A 17721-nucleotide genomic window follows, 5' to 3' on the forward strand; every position below is an offset into this window, starting at 1 on the left:
TTAATTCAATATGATAGGTTTTTGATTGCGTTTTTTATGTCTAAAAAGGTTATTGAACGAAACAATTACCTTATAAATCGTCAATAAATTCTCACTTAACAGAGGCTAATTTGCGCCATTGATACCCCTCTAGGCAGGGCACTTTGGTAGTGTTACGATCTAGATAATTAATATTGCCTTATTTCCAGTAAAGGAATCTGATTTGAATCAATCGCTTTTAAACTATGAAGAGTTGTCTACATTACTTGAACAACACAATATTTTAACCGATGCCTCGGAAGTGCATGGTATTTTCTGTGGCATGTTGTCAGGTGGAATGCCGTTAGAAAGCCAGGATTGGTCGACGCCACTAAACGACTCAATCAATCAGGGGGATTCTTTGCCGCAGAAGGTTCAAGAGCAATTAACTGTGTTGTATAACAATACCTGTCAACAGTTGTTGGAAGCTGATTTTACGTTGAATCTTTGCATGCCTGATGATTCCGCACCTATCAATGAAAGAGGTAAGGCACTTATTAACTGGGTTCAGGGATTTATGTTGGGTTTTGGATTCCACCAAGCCGATTTAACCGCTTGTTCGGACGACGTAAAAGAAGCGCTCGAAGATTTTTACGAAATTTCTCGAATGGACGAAACCATGCCCGAAAATGAAGAGGCGGAAAGAGCCTTGTTTGAAGTTGTAGAATATGTACGTGTGTCGTGTATGTTGTGTTTTAATGAATTGGGGCATTCTGCTGATCAGGCACAAACAGAACCGAAGACGGTCCATTAATGAGTACTAATATGATTCAACAGTGCAGCGCTCGCAGAGACAAACTGCGCTCACAAATGTTGCCCAATAGTATTGCCATAATTCCCGCAGCAAACTTGGTCACACGTAGCAACGATACAGAGTTTACCTTTCGACAAGATAGCGATTTTCATTATTTATGTGCATTTCCTGAGCCCGATGCCTATTTAGTCATTAGTAACAGTGAACACCTGAATGATGATTTTAGTGCATTATTTTGTTTGCCCAAAGATGAATTAGCAGAAATATGGCAAGGTCGGCGTATTGGTCCGGAAGCGGCAATGGCAGATTATGCCGTTGATATTGCCCATGTGATTGATGATCTTGAGGTAGGGCTAACGAGTTATCTCGATGGCCACGACAATCTTTATTTTGCCCGCGGTCACCATGGCCCGAGTGATGTATTAATTGATGAGGTCATGAGCAATTTACGCAGTGCGCCAAAACAAACGAAGATAGCGCCCGCATGTGAAATTGATCTTCGTCCTTTGGTGCATGAAATGCGCTTATTTAAATCTGACTTTGAAATCGAGATAATGCGCAAGGCCGCGGCCATTTCAAGTAAGGCCCACGTTGAAGCTATGAAGTGCAGTCAGGCGGGCAAAAACGAATACCATTTAGAAGCAACTATTCATTACCATTTCGCAATGCACGGTGCCAAATCACCTGCTTATTCGACCATTGTTGGTGGTGGCGAAAATGCGTGTATTTTGCATTACACTGAAAACAATTGTGAGCTACAAGACAACACCCTAGTGTTGATCGATGCCGGCGCAGAATTGCAAGGTTATGCTGCTGATATCACGCGAACGTTTCCAGTAAACGGACGCTTTACGACACCACAAAAAATACTTTACCAATTGGTTTTAGACGCACAACTAGCTTGTTTGCCTTTGTTTAAACCAGGCAGCACGTTTAAAGCCGCTTCTGATAAAGCAATTGAAGTGCTGACCGCAGGATTAATTGATTTGGGGTTATTAACCGGTGACTTGCGCGAAAACATTGAGCAACAACACTATCGTCAATTTTTTATGCACGGACTTGGGCATTGGCTGGGACTAGATGTGCATGATGTGGGCAAATACAAAGTCGCAGGCCAAGATCGTCCATTTGAACCTGGAATGGTGCTAACCGTTGAGCCTGGATTGTATGTGGCTGAAACGGCCGATGTTGATCCTAAATGGCGAGGGATTGGTATCCGTATCGAAGATAATATAGTTATCACCGAACAGGGTCACGACGTGTTAACCGATGATGTCCCGAAAACCGTTGAGCAGATAGAACATTTGATGGCTGGGTAGAGAGAATGACGGCGGTCGAGAAATCCTTTGATTTAGTCATTGCTGGTGGCGGGGCGGTTGGCTTAACGTTGGCGCTGGCAATAATCAAACGAAGCCAGCTTAAGGTTGCTGTAGTAGAAGCTGGTGAAGCGCCATCAACGGATTCTTCAATAAAGGATAGTTCGTCATTTCTGGATTTACGTAGTGTGGCCCTGTCTGCTCAATCAACGCAGATTTTGACTGAATTGGGCTTGTCTGGCTTAACGGATTTAGGTTGTGCTATCACCCACATCCATGTATCTGATCAGGGGCATTTTGGACGCTGTACGCTACATGCTCAAGACTATCAACTTGATGCGCTGGGTCAGGTGATAGAATTACCTGCGCTGGTAAACTTACTGCAAACTGAAATCGAACAGTACTCTGAGCAATTAACGTTTTTCTACCAAGCGTCTATTCAGCAAATCCACAGAACTGCCGATCAAGTGGATATCACGCTCAATGATAAGCAAGTACTTACTGCATCTTTACTGGCTATTGCCGAAGGTGGAAGTTCTCAAACCCGAGAATTGCTAGGCATAAAGGTGCAACTCAAAAACTATCAACAGTCGGCCATAGTGGCAAATGTGGCACTCTTTGATGACCACAAAAACACTGCTTATGAACGTTTTACCTCACAAGGGCCATTGGCATTGTTGCCTTTGAAAGCTGATAATCAACAAACTGACAATTATCGCAGTTCTTTGGTGTGGACATTATCTCGTTCAGAATGTGACTTGGTTTTAGGGTTAACCGATCAGCAATTTATCGCCCGTTTACAAGATGAATTTGGCTATCGTTTAGGGAAAATAAAAGCGATTGGCAAGCGTAGTGCTTTTCCTTTGATTCAAAGCAAAGCTTTACAACATATACATCATCGAACCGCGTTACTCGGCAATGCGTGCCAAACATTGCACCCGATTGCAGGGCAAGGGTTGAATTTAGGTTTGCGCGATGTCAATGAGCTGGTACGTGCTATCTTATCCGAAGGGCAGATAGATATCGGTCAGTATCAATGTTTGAGTCGGTATCAGGCGAGTCGTGTTTTGGATCAAAACAGGTTAATTACAGCAACGGATTTTTTAGTGCATACTTTTTCAAACGATTATCAGCCATTGGTAGCCGGTCGAAACATAGCACTGACGCTTTTGGATGGTCATCCTAGATTAAAAAATATTTTGGCTCACCATGCTATGGGCTATCACGGAACAATAGGATAACTAAATGCAAAACTACGATGTAGCTATTGTTGGTGCCGGTATTATTGGTTTAACCGCGGCATTGGCACTACAAAATAGCGACTTGAAGGTTGTAGTCATCGATTCGGAGCCTGCAAACAAGCCCTTAAGCGCGGAGCCTGAGTTACGGGTCAGCGCCATTAACTTGGCAAGCCAAGCCGTTTTTACTAATTTAGGTGCATGGCAGCATATTGAAAATCAACGTTTGCAAGCGTATCAGCATATGCATGTTTGGGAACAAGACAGTTTTGCAAAAATTGCGTTTTCAGCAACCGATATCCACCGTTCACATCTAGGTTCGATTATAGAAAATCAAGCTATTCGACTAGGGCTATTACAACAACTCAATACAGTATCGAATGTTGATTTAATGGATAGTGCGAAAATAGCCAATATCGCAATGGGTCAATCGGAAAGCTTTATTAGTCTAGAAAATGGTCATCACCTTAGTAGCAAACTGGTTGTAGGGGCAGATGGCGCAAACTCGCTCGTACGCAAAGTAGCGAAATTACCGCTGACCTTTTGGGATTATGATCATATCGCTATTGTTGCCACCATCGAATCTGAATTGGAACACAAAAGTGTTGCGCGCCAAGTGTTTACCCCTGACGGTCCTTTGGCTTTCTTGCCACTGTATGAAAAAAATCTGTGCTCGATTGTCTGGTCACAGCAAAGTGAAGCAGCAGAATCCCTGCTCAAATTGGACGATAAGGCGTTTAATAACGCTCTGAGTGCCGCAAGCGATATGCGGTTAGGTCAAGTTAAACTCAAGAGCATGCGGGCAAGCTACCCGTTAAAAATGCGCTATTGCCGACAATGGGTTACTGATCGAATTGTACTGATTGGCGATGCTGCACACACCATTCATCCTTTAGCTGGTCAAGGGGCTAATTTAGGCATCGCCGATGCTACGGCATTAGCACAAGTGCTGGTTGAACTGAATGAACAAAATAAAGATATTGGACTGACAAAAAATTTGCGTGCTTTTGAGCGTTGGCGTAAATCTGAAGCGTTGCAAATGATTGCTGTGATGGAAGGTTTTAAACGACTTTTTAGTGGTGCGAATCCTCTTAAAAAGCTGATCAGAGATGTTGGATTAACGGCGACAAATCAATTGTCGCCGCTGAAAAACGATATTATCAAACATGCTGTAGGGATTGACGGTAATCTCCCTAAACTGGCAAAAAAAGTGCCAGTTTAAGGTCAGCAAATTAATCAACTTATTTCGTTTATTATCCTTGGTTTTGATACCAAGTTTTAAATTCATCAGAAGCTAAAAATCCGGCGAAAGACGGCTCGCTCCCAAGACTTTCGGGAGTGAATTCATAATACAAACGATCACTGATCAGGTTTAACGTATCTGCTACACCTTGATAGTTTTGTTGTTCGTTATAAATCGTTAACAGTGTCCAATACGGTGGCTCAAAACTAGGTTCTGCGTTTACCCCTAAATAGGCGTATTTAAGCGCTTCATTCATTTGTCCCAGATTATAATGTAAGTTAGCACTTAGCTCTCCAAGCGCACCATCCATGCCAAAACGCTCGATTACATTTGCCATAGCCTGTAGCGTTTTCGTATTGTTGTTAGTCATCACGTAATAATCGATGAGCATAAATTGGGTAGAAGGAGAATCCCCAAAATGTTTATCCAGTAAACCAAGTTGAGTCAGATATTCGTCATCGTTGATGTTTTGCGCCAGCATAATGCCGGTATCAATGATTACGCGTTGCTTTTTCATTTCCTCTGGCATGTTCTGTAATAGGCGATAGGCTTGTTCAAACTGGCCCGCTTGACGTAGGCGACCTATTTGTTGAAATTTATTCATCACGTCTTGATTGATTTTTGCATTGCCGAACATCTTGCCGAAGAAAGAGTCGTCAGTAGAGACCATTAAACTCGTGGCTTGCGTTAACGAAGTACTAAATAATCCACCTTTACTGGCCAGATGAAAGTCATACACTTTTTGCGCTTCGTTTAAATATAAAATCAAATATTCATGCCCACCGGTTGCATAGTCAATGCGCACTAAGGGTCGAAGCACGCCTTGTTCGTCAATCATGCGAACAAATAGGGTATTGGCTTCTTCAATAAAAAATTGTCCAAACAGATTGTTGATTAATACTTTTTGAGTTGAAGGAGATGAAAACCCAAGGATGAAATCGTTGATATCTTTTTGTTTCGAAAATAGAGCAGTGGCTACAATTCGCCCTAATTTTTCTGTGTCGGTAAGCTTCCCTAAAGTATCAAGATCTTTGGCATTTAGGGCGTCAACAAACACACCTGCGCTAGCCGCAGATTGTTCGGTAAAGTCTGACTTTTGATTTTTTCCACCCATCTGTTGAGCGTTGGCTAAACTCACCAAGCTGCTTAACAAAAAAATTGTCAGCAGGTTTCGAAGGTAATTTAAGTAGGTGTTATGCGTAGTTTTATTGTTCATAAAATAAGTCCATTTGACTGCATTGCGATAATTTTAGTTTTGCCTGATTGATTTTGCCGCTAAAAACCTGATTTGTACATCGCTAAGCCGCTTTTTTGTGCATTGGGCACAATGGTCCGGTCGACTCGGTATACGCAAGTTGTTTTGCTTATTGAAAATACTTAGCATAGACAAAACACTTAACGGGTTGAGATAACCATGCAAAAAAGAACGTTTCTAAAATTATCAACTTTCGGAATGGCATCATTTGCATTCACAGGTTCTTCGGTCGGTAGCGAAGCGAAATCTTCAATATCTACGACTATGCCAACGGTTAATATGGACGTCGAACCGATTTCTGTCATAGAAAGAAAACGTCGTATCGAAAATGCGCAGCGATATATGGAAGAGCACGACATTGATGCGATTGTTCTGGATGCGGGCGCGTCGATGGACTATTTCACCGGAATTCAGTGGTGGCGAAGCGAACGATTAACCGGGGTAGTTATCCCTCGTAGCGGTGATATTGCTGTTGTGTGTCCTTTTTTTGAAGAGCCGAGCATTCGAGAATCATTGAAGCTTGGCGATGATGTTCGGGTTTGGCAAGAGCATGAAAGTCCATTCGAATTGGTCAAACAAATCTTGCGAGATAGAGGGATTCAAAAAGGTCAGATTGGATTTGAAACAAGTGTTAGGTATTTCATTGTAGATGGCATTATGTCGTTATTACCTAACATGACACATACCAATGCTGAACCTGTTATTTTAGGTTGTCGGATGTATAAATCTCCACAAGAATTAACCCTTATCCATAAAGCAAATGAGGTGACTTTAGCAGCCTACCAATATGTGTTTTCCAAGTTGAAGTTGGGCATGAGCCAGCAAGACGTTAAACAATTAATGAACAACGCCCAATCCCAATTAGGTGGGCGCAATGCTTGGTGCCTAGCGCTGTTTAATGATGCAAGCGCTTATCCTCATGGAACTAAGCAACCGCAAGTGATTAAGCCAGGTTCAGTGGTGTTACTAGATAGTGGTTGCAGTGTGCATGGTTATCAATCGGATATCAGTCGCACACTGGTTTATGGGGAGGCGACTAAAAAGCAACGTGCCGTTTGGAATACCGTGCGAGAAGGACAACGCATCGCATTTGAAACCGCTAAAGTGGGTGTACCTGCAGGCAAGGTTGATGATGCGGTACGGACTTTTTACGAAAAACAAGGCTACGGACCTTTATATCAACTTCCTGGATTATCGCATCGCACAGGACACGGTATCGGCATGGAAGGCCACGAAAGTGTAAACTTTGTGAAAGGCGAAACCACCTTGCTTAATAAAGGAATGTGTTTATCAAATGAACCAGGCATTTACATTCCAGGTGAATTCGGCGTGCGATTAGAAGATTGTTTATACATGGGCGACAAAAAAGCCCATTGGTTTACCGAACCACCGGAGTCTTTAGACGAACCCCTAGGGCGACTCGTGCCTTTATCTCTATAACACCTGTAGCAGGGGATTCAGCCCCTGAAGATTGATTAGCATGCACCGGGATAAATCCCGGCCTACACCTGAAACGTTGATTGCCATTCACCGGGATAAATCCCGGCCTACACCTGAAACGTTGATTGCCATCCACCGGTATAAATCCCGGTCTACACCTGAAACGTTGATTGTCACCCACCGGGATAAATCCCTGCCTATGGTGTTGATTACGACTTCAATCGCGCCATAATAAAATCTGCTAATGCACGACTGATTTGCGGATGCTGGGTGTCTTGGTTGAACAAACAAATTTTTATTTTACCAAGATGTGGCAGCGACTTATGCCGTATCTCTTGTAACGCATTGGGCAAACTAGAACGTGCTAATGCTGTAATGCCCAACCCTTGTTGAATCGCGGCAATAAGACCATACAAATCCGCATTGGTATAGGTAATGCGCCAGCTGGTGGTTTGTTGTTTGAGTTTTTCAATCACTCGCGAACGATAAACACAGCCATCTGGTGCGAGTACTAAGGCTACCTTATTGGTAGCAATCGCCTTGTTAGCATCTCCAACCCATATCAATTCATCCTCTAGAACCACTTCCCCCTGCGTTTGCTGATCGGGATGCACCAAAGCGAGGACTAAATCAAAATCCCGTCGTTTTTTGTCATCCAACAAACTGCGGCTTAATGCGGAAGTGACTTCCAGCGCCACGTCAGGATACTGTTTACTGAACTCGCCTACGATACTCGGCAGCAAGGTTGTGGCAAATTCACTGGGTATGCCTAGCCGCAGGCGACCACGCAATGAAGACTGCTCAAATTGACGAAAGATATCGTCATTAATATCTAGCATGGCTTTGGCGTGTTGCAACAGTGCCTGTCCATCTTGATTCACAACCTGACGCTGACCTATTTTCTCAAACAATCGGCGACCTAGCTGTTCTTCTAACTTTTTGATTTGTAAGCTTATGGCAGGTTGCGAACGGCCTAACATATCACCGGCTTTGGCAAACCCGCCTAGTTCGACCACGCTAACAAAAGTGCGTAAATTGTCTAAAGAAAGCTGTCTCATATTCGATTTGGTTGCTAAAAATTCATTAATATTACTAATTTAAGTAATTTAATACATTTAAAAAAATTATGTAAGCATTTGAATTATCAATTTGTCCCAACGCCGTCTGATTTCTATACTTCTCTACCAAGGTGAACTAATCAGGTGAATGTAAATGACCAATAAAACTGTGCTACATGCAAAGCATATCGAAGCTGGCGCGAAAATGGTGGATTTCCACGGGTGGGAAATGCCAATCAACTACGGTTCTCAAATTGAAGAACATCACGCGGTTAGAAAAGATGCTGGCATGTTTGACGTCTCACATATGACCATTGTGGATGTTAAAGGCAGTGAAGCAAAAGGCTATTTACGCAAGCTTTTGGCAAATGACGTCGCTAAATTAAGCGATAAAGGTAAAGCCCTATACAGCGGCATGCTTAATGAAGACGGTGGCGTTGTTGATGATTTGATTGTTTATCACTTTGATGAAACCAATTATCGTTTGGTGGTGAATTCAGCCACTCGTGAAAAAGACATGAATTGGCTAAATGGCGTCGCTGAAGAATTTTCGGTTAGCATTACTGAAATCCCAGACTTTGCCATGATCGCAGTGCAAGGCCCTAATGCCAAAGAAAAAGCAGCTGCATTATTTTCTGATGCGCAAAAAGAAGCGGTAGCGGGCATGAAACCTTTCTTTGGTGTTCAAGCCGAAGATTTATTCATTGCAACCACAGGTTACACTGGTGAAGCCGGGTATGAAATCATGGTTCCTAACGATATGGCGGCCGATTTTTGGCAGCGCCTGATTGACGCTGGCGTAACGCCCTGTGGTTTGGGTGCGCGTGATACGCTGCGTTTAGAAGCCGGTATGAATTTATATGGTCAGGATATGGACGAAACGATTTCTCCATTGGCAGCAAATATGGCTTGGACTATCACTTGGGAGCCATCTGAGCGCGACTTCATGGGGCGTAAAGCGCTAGAAACGCAAAAAGCACATGGCACGCACAAATTAGTTGGCTTGGTGATGACCGATAAGGGGGTCCTGCGTACAGGGCAAAAAGTAAAAGTCTCTGAAGGTGAAGGCGTTATTACGTCGGGTACATTTTCACCTACACTTGGACACAGTATCGCCATGGCAAGAATTCCAGCCACCTCTGACGAAACCGCAGAAGTGGAAATGCGTAAAAAGTGGGTTACCGTAAAGATAGTGAAACCTAGCTTTGTTAGAAACGGAAAAAGTGTTCTGTAACATTAAAAAGCAACACCTGAACTAAAATTTCGACAAGTAGTATTATAAAAACCAATATTAGGAACGATTATGAGCAACATTCCATCAGAATTACGTTATGCATCAACTCACGAATGGGTCCGGAACGAAGGTGATGGTACTTTCACTGTGGGGATTACCGAACACGCCCAAGAACTTTTAGGCGACATGGTGTTTGTTGAATTACCTGAAGTAGGTGATGCTGTTGGCGCGGGCGACGACGTTGCAGTTGCTGAGTCTGTTAAAGCCGCATCTGACGTCTATGCACCTATCACTGGTACAATCGTAGCGATTAACGAAGACTTGGAAAACACGCCAGAGCTGGTTAACAGCGACGCATTTGGCGATGGTTGGTTATTCCGCATCGAAGCTGAAGATCCAACTGAAGTGGAGTCTCTGTTAGATGCTGAAGGTTACGAAAACAGTATCGACGAAGATTAATCTTCGTTCTCAATATTATGCTCGCGATGGTGTTTTTTAGGATTCATCTAAAAATCGCGAGCAAATCGCATTTCTATTCCCAGTATCACATTGTTTAAATTAAAGGCATTCATTCATGGCTAATATCCCGTTTTCACTCGCACAGCTTGAACAATCAGAAGATTTTGTAAGGCGTCACATCGGCCCTAGCGAAAGCGAAATGGCCGAAATGCTAGAGTTTGTTGGTGCCGATTCATTAGACGATTTAATGAAGCAGACTGTACCGGCAGGGATTCGTTTACCTGAAGCCCTTAACATTGGCGACAGTATTACCGAAGTGCAAGCACTGCACGAGCTTAAGCAAATCGCCGCTAAGAATCAGATTAAGCGCAGTTTTATTGGAATGGGTTACAGCGATACTATTACCCCCAACGTTATTTTACGTAACGTATTGGAAAATCCAGGTTGGTACACGGCTTATACACCTTATCAGCCTGAAATTGCGCAAGGTAGATTAGAAGCGCTATTAAACTTCCAGCAAGTGACGATTGATTTGACTGGTTTAGAACTCGCTTCCGCTTCGTTGTTAGATGAAGCCACTGCCGCCGCTGAAGCCATGGGCTTGGCGAAACGCGTTTCGAAAAACCGCAAAGCAAACAGTTTCTTTGTAGCTGATGATGTGCATCCGCAAACTTTAGATGTGGTAAAAACCCGCGCCGATATGTTTGGTTTTGACGTAATCGTTGGTAAAGAATCAGAAGCGGCATCTCACGATGTGTTCGGCGCGTTATTGCAGTACCCAGGCACAACGGGCGAAGTTAAAGATCTTACCGATATCATCAGTGCTCTGCACGATAACAAAGCGATAGTATCGGTGGCTGCTGATATTATGAGCCTAGTTTTATTAAAATCACCCGGCGAAATGGGCGCTGACGTAGTATTGGGATCAGCACAACGTTTTGGTGTACCTATGGGCTATGGTGGTCCTCACGCTGCATTTTTTGCTACCCGTGATGCTTACAAGCGCTCTCTGCCCGGTCGTATCATAGGCGTGTCTAAAGACACCCGCGGACGCCCGGCATTGCGTATGGCACTGCAAACGCGCGAACAACATATACGTCGTGAAAAAGCCAATTCGAATATCTGTACTGCACAAGTGTTGTTGGCCAATATGGCTTCTTTTTACGCGGTTTACCATGGTCCAAAAGGCTTAAAAACCATTGCAACGCGCATTAACCGTTTAGCGGATTTATTGGCTAGCGCATTAACGCGCCACGGCTATGCGCTTAAGCATAGTAGCTGGTTTGACACCATCACAGTCTTAGTTGACGACAAAGCGTCGCTTATTGCTCGTGCTGCTGAGGCTGGTATGAACCTTCGTTCTGATTTAGCCGATAACGAAGTTGGAATTTCAATTGACGAAACCACTAATCGTCACGATTTAAAAGCGTTAATCGATTTGTTCTGCGGCGACTTGCATGGTTTCGATATTGAAATGTTGGATGCCGAAATTACTACTCAAGGTTCCAAGTCACTACCTGAGTCTTTATTGCGTAGCGATGACATTTTGAGTAACCCAGTATTTAACTCATATCACTCTGAAACAGAAATGCTGCGCTATATTAAATCTTTAGAAGACAAAGATTTAGCCTTGAATCACTCCATGATTAGCCTTGGCTCATGTACCATGAAACTTAATGCAACGGCTGAAATGATCCCGGTCACTTGGCCTGAATTTGGCAAACTGCATCCTTTTGCGCCCATCGAACAAGCGCAGGGTTACAAACAGATGATTGACGAGTTAAGTGAGTGGTTAATTAACATCACCGGATATGATGCCATGTCAATGCAACCTAACTCAGGCGCGCAGGGCGAATATGCGGGATTGATTGCAATTAAAAACTACCACGAAAGCCGTGGGGAAGGGCATAGAGATGTATGTTTGATACCCAGCTCAGCACATGGAACTAACCCAGCTTCAGCGCAAATGGTGAGCTTAAAAGTGGTGGTAGTGAACTGTGATAAAAACGGTAATGTCGATTTAGCCGATTTACGCAAAAAAGCCGCAGAAGTTGCGGACAATCTATCTTGTGCGATGATCACTTACCCGTCAACTCATGGTGTGTACGAAGAAACGATCAAAGAAATGTGCGATATAGTGCATGAATTTGGCGGCCAAGTTTACATGGATGGCGCAAACATGAATGCGCAGGTGGGTGTCACTTCACCCGGTTTAATTGGTGGTGATGTCTCCCATTTGAACTTGCACAAAACCTTCTGTATTCCACACGGTGGCGGCGGCCCCGGCATGGGACCTATTGGCGTAAAAGCCCACTTAGCCCCGTTTTTACCGAATCACCAAGTAATCGATACCGGTAATACAACTGCTGGCAACGGAGCGGTTTCTGCTGCGCCTTGGGGCAGTGCGTCAATTTTGCCAATCAGTTATATGTACATCAAAATGATGGGCAGCGCCGGACTTAAAAAAGCCACCGAAGTGGCGATGTTAAATGCAAACTACATCGCGCAAAAACTCGAAGGTCACTATCCGGTACTCTACAAAGGTCGAAACAACCGCGTAGCGCACGAATGTATAATCGACTTGCGCCCTATTAAAGAAAGCTCTGGTGTGAGTGAAATGGACGTAGCCAAACGACTCAACGACTACGGTTTCCACGCACCCACAATGAGCTTCCCAGTAGCTGGTACGCTGATGATCGAACCAACTGAATCTGAAGCTAAAGCCGAACTTGACCGCTTCATCGAAGCCATGATTTGCATCCGCGCAGAAATGGCAAAAGTGGAAAGCGGCGAATGGGACGCCACCGACAACCCGTTGCACAACGCCCCTCACACCCTAGATGACATATGCGACAGCGACTGGAACCGCAGCTACGACAGACAAACCGCTGCTTACCCAGTACCGTCAGTTGCCAGAAACAAATTCTGGCCAAGCGTTAACCGCATCGACGACGTATACGGAGATCGAAACTTGATCTGCTCATGCCCGAGTATCGAGACCTATATGGAAGATTGATTTTTTTGTCAGTTTCGAATGAAGTTTGTGTTGCTTAAATAAAGTTTGTGATTTAAATATAGTTTGTGAAAAAGGGTCGAAAGGCCCTTTGCTTTTACCAGCCAAAAATATAAGTTAGTCATTTTAAGCTCGATAGATTTTTTATGTGAATCCAATTGAGTTTTGATTATTGACGGCTTTTCAATTTATAACTCAATTACCGCATAACTTGCTTTACCACTTTTATGAACGCCACTTGCATTAGATACAACAATTGAACTAAGTCTAATTGTATGTTTTTGTGGCCTATGAACATGGCCAGTAAGGAGGTAATTTGGTGATCTTAATTTTTGGTTTAGTGCCAGACGAATATTGCTACATCCAAAGTCTTATCCGTTTTGCTTGGAGCACGAAGTTCCTTTTGGTGGTACATGATATAAAATAATATCGCACCTTTTAAATACCGCAAAATAGTCGCTGTCATATTTTATACAACCAAATTTGATCCCTTTGATTGTCGTTATTGTTCCATCCCCAATAAACCTACTTTTCCCTCCAGCCAAGATTGTGTTCCATTACAAAAATCGTGATTACCAGAACACACTAAAACAGGCTGATTGAATTCATTAAACCATTTTTTATAAAAGCTAATTTGTTCTTCTGCTGAAATTGAGTTTCTCTATGATCTAAAAAATCGCTTGTAAGACAAATAACATCAAAGCTTTCACTATTCTCATTAATCCACGTAATAGCATCATCAGAATCATGCAAATCGGTACAGTGCAATATTTTCAAGTTAGTAACTCCAGTCCTCATAAGCCAGAGGAAGGCTATTAAGCAAATCTCGACGTTCTTTCCAATTGGGCAAATGCTTGTTCATTAATAACCGAAAACGTTCGTTGTGGTGGCGCTCATGAAGGTGTACTAATTCATGCACCAATATGAACTCCATACACTCTATAGGTTTTTTGGCGAGTTCTAAGTTCAACCAAATGCGTTTTGCTTGAATATTGCAACTGCCCCACTTGGTTTTCATTTTTTTGATCCCTAATGAGTCAGGTGCTACACCTAACTTCTTCTGCCATTTAGGAAGCATTTTGGCTATTGAACCGTTCATTTCATATCGGTAAAAGCGGTTGAGTAATTTGAGCTTGTTATCTGTTGAAGTATTTTCAGCTATAGCTATCTCTAAGTTGCCATTTCCTTTTGCCGTGACATTGTATCTACCTGTTGCTTCGATAAGCTTTAATCGATATTTTTTACCCCAAAGATAGTGGCATTCACCATTAACCATTTCGCGTGTGGATTGGCGTTCTTGCCCAGCAAAGTCAGCTTGCTGTTTTTTGATCCACGCCAGCTTATTAACAATAGCCAGTCTGATCTTTTGTTCACTCGTATCATTCGGAATAGACAATCGCACTTTGCCATTGGGCGGTAATACGCTCAGGTGAATATTTTTAATGGCTCTGCGATTTAGCTCCACATCGATTTCACCAATACGCACTACTTCAACACTTTGAGCATTGCTTTTAGTATGACGCACTAATGATATTCCTTTTGAGCTTTTATCAGCTCCATAAGATCATCGATGTTAACATCGTATCCACCTGATTCTGCTCTAATCGCATTGGCAATTTCACGCTCCTTGAATCTATCACCAAGCCATTCAGCTTTCTTAGTATAACGAACAGCAGTATCGATTTTAGTTGCGAGTACTTCATCGTTACCAAAGTTGTCGTAAATCGCTTGTTTAGCAGGAGTATCAACAGACTCAGGGTAACTCTGAGAACTATTTTCAGTAGGATTAACCACTTTCTTTGCAAGTGCTCGAATTTGTTCGAGATACTCTTGATAGCTAATGGCTTGTTCTCTTCGCTGCTTAATAATCTCATCCAGCAAGGATGCCATGCTATCGTAGTACTTAGGGTTTACTGGGTTCTCATCGACAATCGTTTTTCTTACGTTATTCTCAATCGCTTCTGCCATTGCCGCTTCATTGTCATGCAAGCTTTCAGGTAATGATTCAAGCCCTTTACCATTGTTATTCACTACTAGATCAATCAGGCCGAGTTCTTCAAAATCCATGAGTAATTCGCTGTCATCTGCACGAATGTACATATCTAACAAATGGCGCATAGCAGGTTCAAATCGCTTCATTTCGAGTAAGTCGCCACTGGCAAGTTTTACTTCGTCACGCACCTTTTCAAAGTAGGCTACTTCTTTCTTAATATTTTCTGCTTGCTCGAATGTAAAGCCTGCTTGTTCCATTTCATTAGCAATGTTGGTGTATGCACGAATAAGTTTAACGACTGATTGATATAGCGTTAAACGCAAGGCTTCTTTTTCCGTGCGTTCATTTTCGTCCGCAGGTTCTACACCAGATTCACCACAGAAATAGTGAATGAAATCTTTAGTATCTCTAGGGGCTTTAACAGATTCACATAAGGCCCTTACAGCTTCTAACGAATTATCCAAATCTGTTTTTGACTCAGTCAAACGATCTTTTAAAAGTCCTTCAACGTCATCTGCATCGTATCCGTCAAAAGCTTCTGCGGTATAGTCCTTTATGGCTTTATCAAGTGACCGGAACAAGTCCTTATAGTCGATGATATAACCATAGTCTTTATCTTCACCATCCAATCTGTTTACACGACAAATCGCTTGGAAGAGGTTGTGATCAGCCATCTTTTTATCGATATATAGGTAAGTCGCTGAAGGTGCATCAAAGCCAGTTAAGAGTTTATCGACAACAATTAGTAAGCGCATTTGTCCCGGCTCTTCGATAAAACGTTTCTTAACAGCCTTTTCAAATTCTTCAACACGCTTAGCAGCTTCCTCTTCGCTTTGTTCAAAGTAGTCAGCTAACATTTTTCGATAAGTTGTATATTTGAAGAGCTTTTCAGTTTTTCCTTCACCGGTCTCTTCCCCTTTGATTGTGCTTGCTGCGGGCTGATAACTTGTGACGATTGCACACTTCCCTGTAAGATCTGTTTTATTAAATAACTCATAAACCACACAAGCTTGATGGACGCTAGCACATACCAACATGGCGTTACCTCTGCCAGACATCAGCGCGGGTTTGATCTCCATATCCATCAATATATCGCTAACGATTTGCTCTAAGCGAGACTTACTGGAAAGCACCTTTTGCATCGTGCCCCATTTCTGCTTGAGTTGCATCTTAGCAAGGTTTGACAGCCCCTTTGTTTTAGCTTCAAACCATTGATCTACTTTTTTCTCTGACGTTAAATGTTGATCGATATCTCTTGCTTCATAACGAAGATCAAGTACCACACCGTCACTAACAGCTTCGTCAAACTTATAGGTGTGAATGTAGGGGCCAAATACCTCTAACGACTTCTTCTTGTCCCTCTTCATCAACGGGGTGCCCGTAAAACCAATGAACATTGCTTCTGGTAGTATTGCGTTCATTGCTTCGTGGAGTTTGCCCGACTGGGTTCTGTGGCATTCGTCCACGAACACAAATAAGTTACCTTTAGCAATAAAGTCGCTAGGTAGATTTTGAGTGAGTGCAGCAAGGTAACCTTTAGTAGCTTCCTCATCCTCTTCATCACTAGGAGCTTCACCATTTCGACCAAATTTATGCACTAGCGAGCAGAACAACCAAGGGTTAGGTTGATTCAACGTAGCAACTAAGTCTTCGCCACTTTTTGTTCGATATATGTCTTCATCAACACCAGAGAACACCTTTTCGATTTGTTCATCTAATTCAGTTCTGTCCGTGACAATTAAAACACGAGAATCGGTAATATTTTCTCTAATCCACTTTGCCAACCACACCATAGTTAAGCTCTTTCCCGATCCTTGGGTGTGCCAAATGATGCCATTTTGTTTTGATTTAATATGACTCTTGGCTGCTTGGATTCCAAAAAACTGGTTGTGACGACAGGTTTTCTTAACACCTGCGTCAAACACAATAAAGTCATGAATAAGCTGTAAAAACCTTTTCTTGTCACAAAGCTGAGTAATATGGGTATCTAATAAAGAATTTGTTTTTTTATCGGCTGATGGCAAGCCTCCAGAAAGGTCTGGCTCTTTCCACTCTAAATAATATTTTTCTGATGTTTCAATGGTTCCGTAACGAATGCCTTGCGTGTCGTTACCCGCCATGACTAACTGCATGGTAGTGAAAAAATTGCGGATGAAGGCTTTCTTTTGATTATCTAGATTTTGACGAATACCTTCACTGACAGATATGGTTGAGCGCTTAAGTTCAATAACACCTAAAGCAATACCGTTAACGTAGATCACTATATCAGGGCGCTTTTTAAGCTCGCCGTTTACAGTGACTTCTTCTGCAATGGCAAAGTCATTATTATCAGGTTTTTTCCAGTCAATCAGCCAAACGGTTTGGTTTAGTTCACCAGCCCCTTCTTTTTCTTTTACTCCATAGCGAAGTAGGCGATAAACATCTTTATTTGCATCAAAGAGTTTTTTACCTTCACCAAGGGCTGCGGCAGTATCGAGTTGGCGTAATGTGCGGTTAATCAGCGAGTCAGAAAACCCTCGGCCTTTAAGCCATTTGGTCAACAGGCCTTTTTCAATATTGCTGTTGCCTTCACGATATTCCCAATTGCCGAGGTAGTCATAATCAAGTTGTTCTTTAAAAAACTTAACAATGCGGTTTTGTGTTTTTCGTTCTAATTGACCGACATTACTCATATAGTTCCTTTATATTTTTTTATTGAAC

The 17721-nt window shown here is 42.7% G+C and carries 12 protein-coding genes; 8 read left to right on the forward strand and 4 right to left on the reverse strand.

Annotated features, from left to right (window positions below):
* The first annotated feature begins 202 nt into the window (after window positions 1-202).
* Genes GLIP_RS02675 through GLIP_RS02690 form a run of 4 tightly spaced genes read left to right on the forward strand, consistent with a single transcriptional unit; the run spans window position 203 to window position 4548 of the window.
* On the forward strand, window positions 203-772 hold the full coding sequence (locus GLIP_RS02675; RefSeq protein WP_008843020.1) for a UPF0149 family protein: 570 nt from the start codon (window positions 203-205) through the stop codon (window positions 770-772).
* Window positions 772-2091 carry a Xaa-Pro aminopeptidase gene (gene pepP, locus GLIP_RS02680; protein WP_226992165.1) on the forward strand — a complete coding sequence of 440 codons (1320 nt, stop codon included), beginning with the start codon at window positions 772-774 and terminating at the stop codon, window positions 2089-2091. Before GLIP_RS02675 ends, pepP begins: the two co-directional genes overlap by 1 nt.
* A gap of 5 nt (window positions 2092-2096) precedes the next feature.
* The gene (gene ubiH, locus GLIP_RS02685; protein ID WP_008843022.1) at window positions 2097-3329 is read left to right on the forward strand and encodes a 2-octaprenyl-6-methoxyphenyl hydroxylase; all 1233 of its coding nucleotides are present in this window, start codon (window positions 2097-2099) and stop codon (window positions 3327-3329) included.
* 4 nt (window positions 3330-3333) lie between these two features.
* On the forward strand, window positions 3334-4548 hold the full coding sequence (locus GLIP_RS02690; protein WP_008843023.1) for an FAD-dependent oxidoreductase: 1215 nt from the start codon (window positions 3334-3336) through the stop codon (window positions 4546-4548).
* Between the two features lie 31 nt (window positions 4549-4579).
* Here GLIP_RS02690 and GLIP_RS02695 read toward each other — a convergent pair whose 3' ends face one another.
* Window positions 4580-5785, reverse strand: coding sequence for a hypothetical protein (locus GLIP_RS02695; protein ID WP_008843024.1), 1206 nt, complete (start codon window positions 5783-5785; stop codon window positions 4580-4582).
* Between the two features lie 198 nt (window positions 5786-5983).
* Here GLIP_RS02695 and GLIP_RS02700 point away from each other — a divergent pair, with 198 nt between their 5' ends.
* Window positions 5984-7264, forward strand: coding sequence for a M24 family metallopeptidase (locus GLIP_RS02700; RefSeq protein WP_008843025.1), 1281 nt, complete (start codon window positions 5984-5986; stop codon window positions 7262-7264).
* Between the two features lie 209 nt (window positions 7265-7473).
* Here the strand turns inward: GLIP_RS02700 and GLIP_RS02705 are convergent, their stop codons facing one another.
* Window positions 7474-8322, reverse strand: coding sequence for a LysR family transcriptional regulator (locus tag GLIP_RS02705; protein ID WP_008843026.1), 849 nt, complete (start codon window positions 8320-8322; stop codon window positions 7474-7476).
* Window positions 8323-8476: 154 nt separating this feature from the next.
* Here GLIP_RS02705 and gcvT point away from each other — a divergent pair, with 154 nt between their 5' ends.
* From gcvT to gcvP, 3 genes are all read left to right on the forward strand, one after another.
* A complete protein-coding gene (gcvT, locus tag GLIP_RS02710; protein ID WP_008843027.1) occupies window positions 8477-9556 on the forward strand; it encodes a glycine cleavage system aminomethyltransferase GcvT in 1080 nt (359 codons plus the stop codon).
* 69 nt (window positions 9557-9625) lie between these two features.
* The gene (gene gcvH, locus GLIP_RS02715; RefSeq protein ID WP_008843028.1) at window positions 9626-10015 is read left to right on the forward strand and encodes a glycine cleavage system protein GcvH; all 390 of its coding nucleotides are present in this window, start codon (window positions 9626-9628) and stop codon (window positions 10013-10015) included.
* Window positions 10016-10130: 115 nt separating this feature from the next.
* Window positions 10131-13031, forward strand: coding sequence for an aminomethyl-transferring glycine dehydrogenase (gene gcvP, locus GLIP_RS02720; protein WP_008843029.1), 2901 nt, complete (start codon window positions 10131-10133; stop codon window positions 13029-13031).
* A 775-nt stretch (window positions 13032-13806) separates the two neighbouring features.
* Here the strand turns inward: gcvP and GLIP_RS02730 are convergent.
* Window positions 13807-14553: a M48 family metallopeptidase gene (locus GLIP_RS02730; protein ID WP_008843031.1), complete on the reverse strand. Its 747-nt coding sequence runs from the start codon at window positions 14551-14553 to the stop codon at window positions 13807-13809.
* A complete protein-coding gene (locus GLIP_RS02735; protein WP_008843032.1) occupies window positions 14553-17693 on the reverse strand; it encodes a type I restriction endonuclease subunit R in 3141 nt (1046 codons plus the stop codon). The genes GLIP_RS02730 and GLIP_RS02735 overlap by 1 nt, the downstream gene beginning before the upstream one ends.
* Between the last annotated feature and the right edge of the window lie 28 nt (window positions 17694-17721).

It is taken from the genome of Aliiglaciecola lipolytica E3 (genome assembly GCF_000314975.1).
In the GTDB taxonomy this organism is placed as follows: Bacteria; Pseudomonadota; Gammaproteobacteria; order Enterobacterales; family Alteromonadaceae; genus Aliiglaciecola; species Aliiglaciecola lipolytica.

Coding starts and splice junctions, on each gene's coding strand:
- pepP (WP_226992165.1), top strand. CDS start 772: ATGAGTACTAATATGATTCAACAGTGCAGCGCTCGCAGAGACAAACTG.
- ubiH (WP_008843022.1), top strand. CDS start 2,097: ATGACGGCGGTCGAGAAATCCTTTGATTTAGTCATTGCTGGTGGCGGG.
- GLIP_RS02690 (WP_008843023.1), top strand. CDS start 3,334: ATGCAAAACTACGATGTAGCTATTGTTGGTGCCGGTATTATTGGTTTA.
- GLIP_RS02695 (WP_008843024.1), bottom strand. CDS start 5,785: ATGAACAATAAAACTACGCATAACACCTACTTAAATTACCTTCGAAAC.
- GLIP_RS02700 (WP_008843025.1), top strand. CDS start 5,984: ATGCAAAAAAGAACGTTTCTAAAATTATCAACTTTCGGAATGGCATCA.
- GLIP_RS02705 (WP_008843026.1), bottom strand. CDS start 8,322: ATGAGACAGCTTTCTTTAGACAATTTACGCACTTTTGTTAGCGTGGTC.
- gcvT (WP_008843027.1), top strand. CDS start 8,477: ATGACCAATAAAACTGTGCTACATGCAAAGCATATCGAAGCTGGCGCG.
- gcvH (WP_008843028.1), top strand. CDS start 9,626: ATGAGCAACATTCCATCAGAATTACGTTATGCATCAACTCACGAATGG.
- gcvP (WP_008843029.1), top strand. CDS start 10,131: ATGGCTAATATCCCGTTTTCACTCGCACAGCTTGAACAATCAGAAGAT.
- GLIP_RS02735 (WP_008843032.1), bottom strand. CDS start 17,693: ATGAGTAATGTCGGTCAATTAGAACGAAAAACACAAAACCGCATTGTT.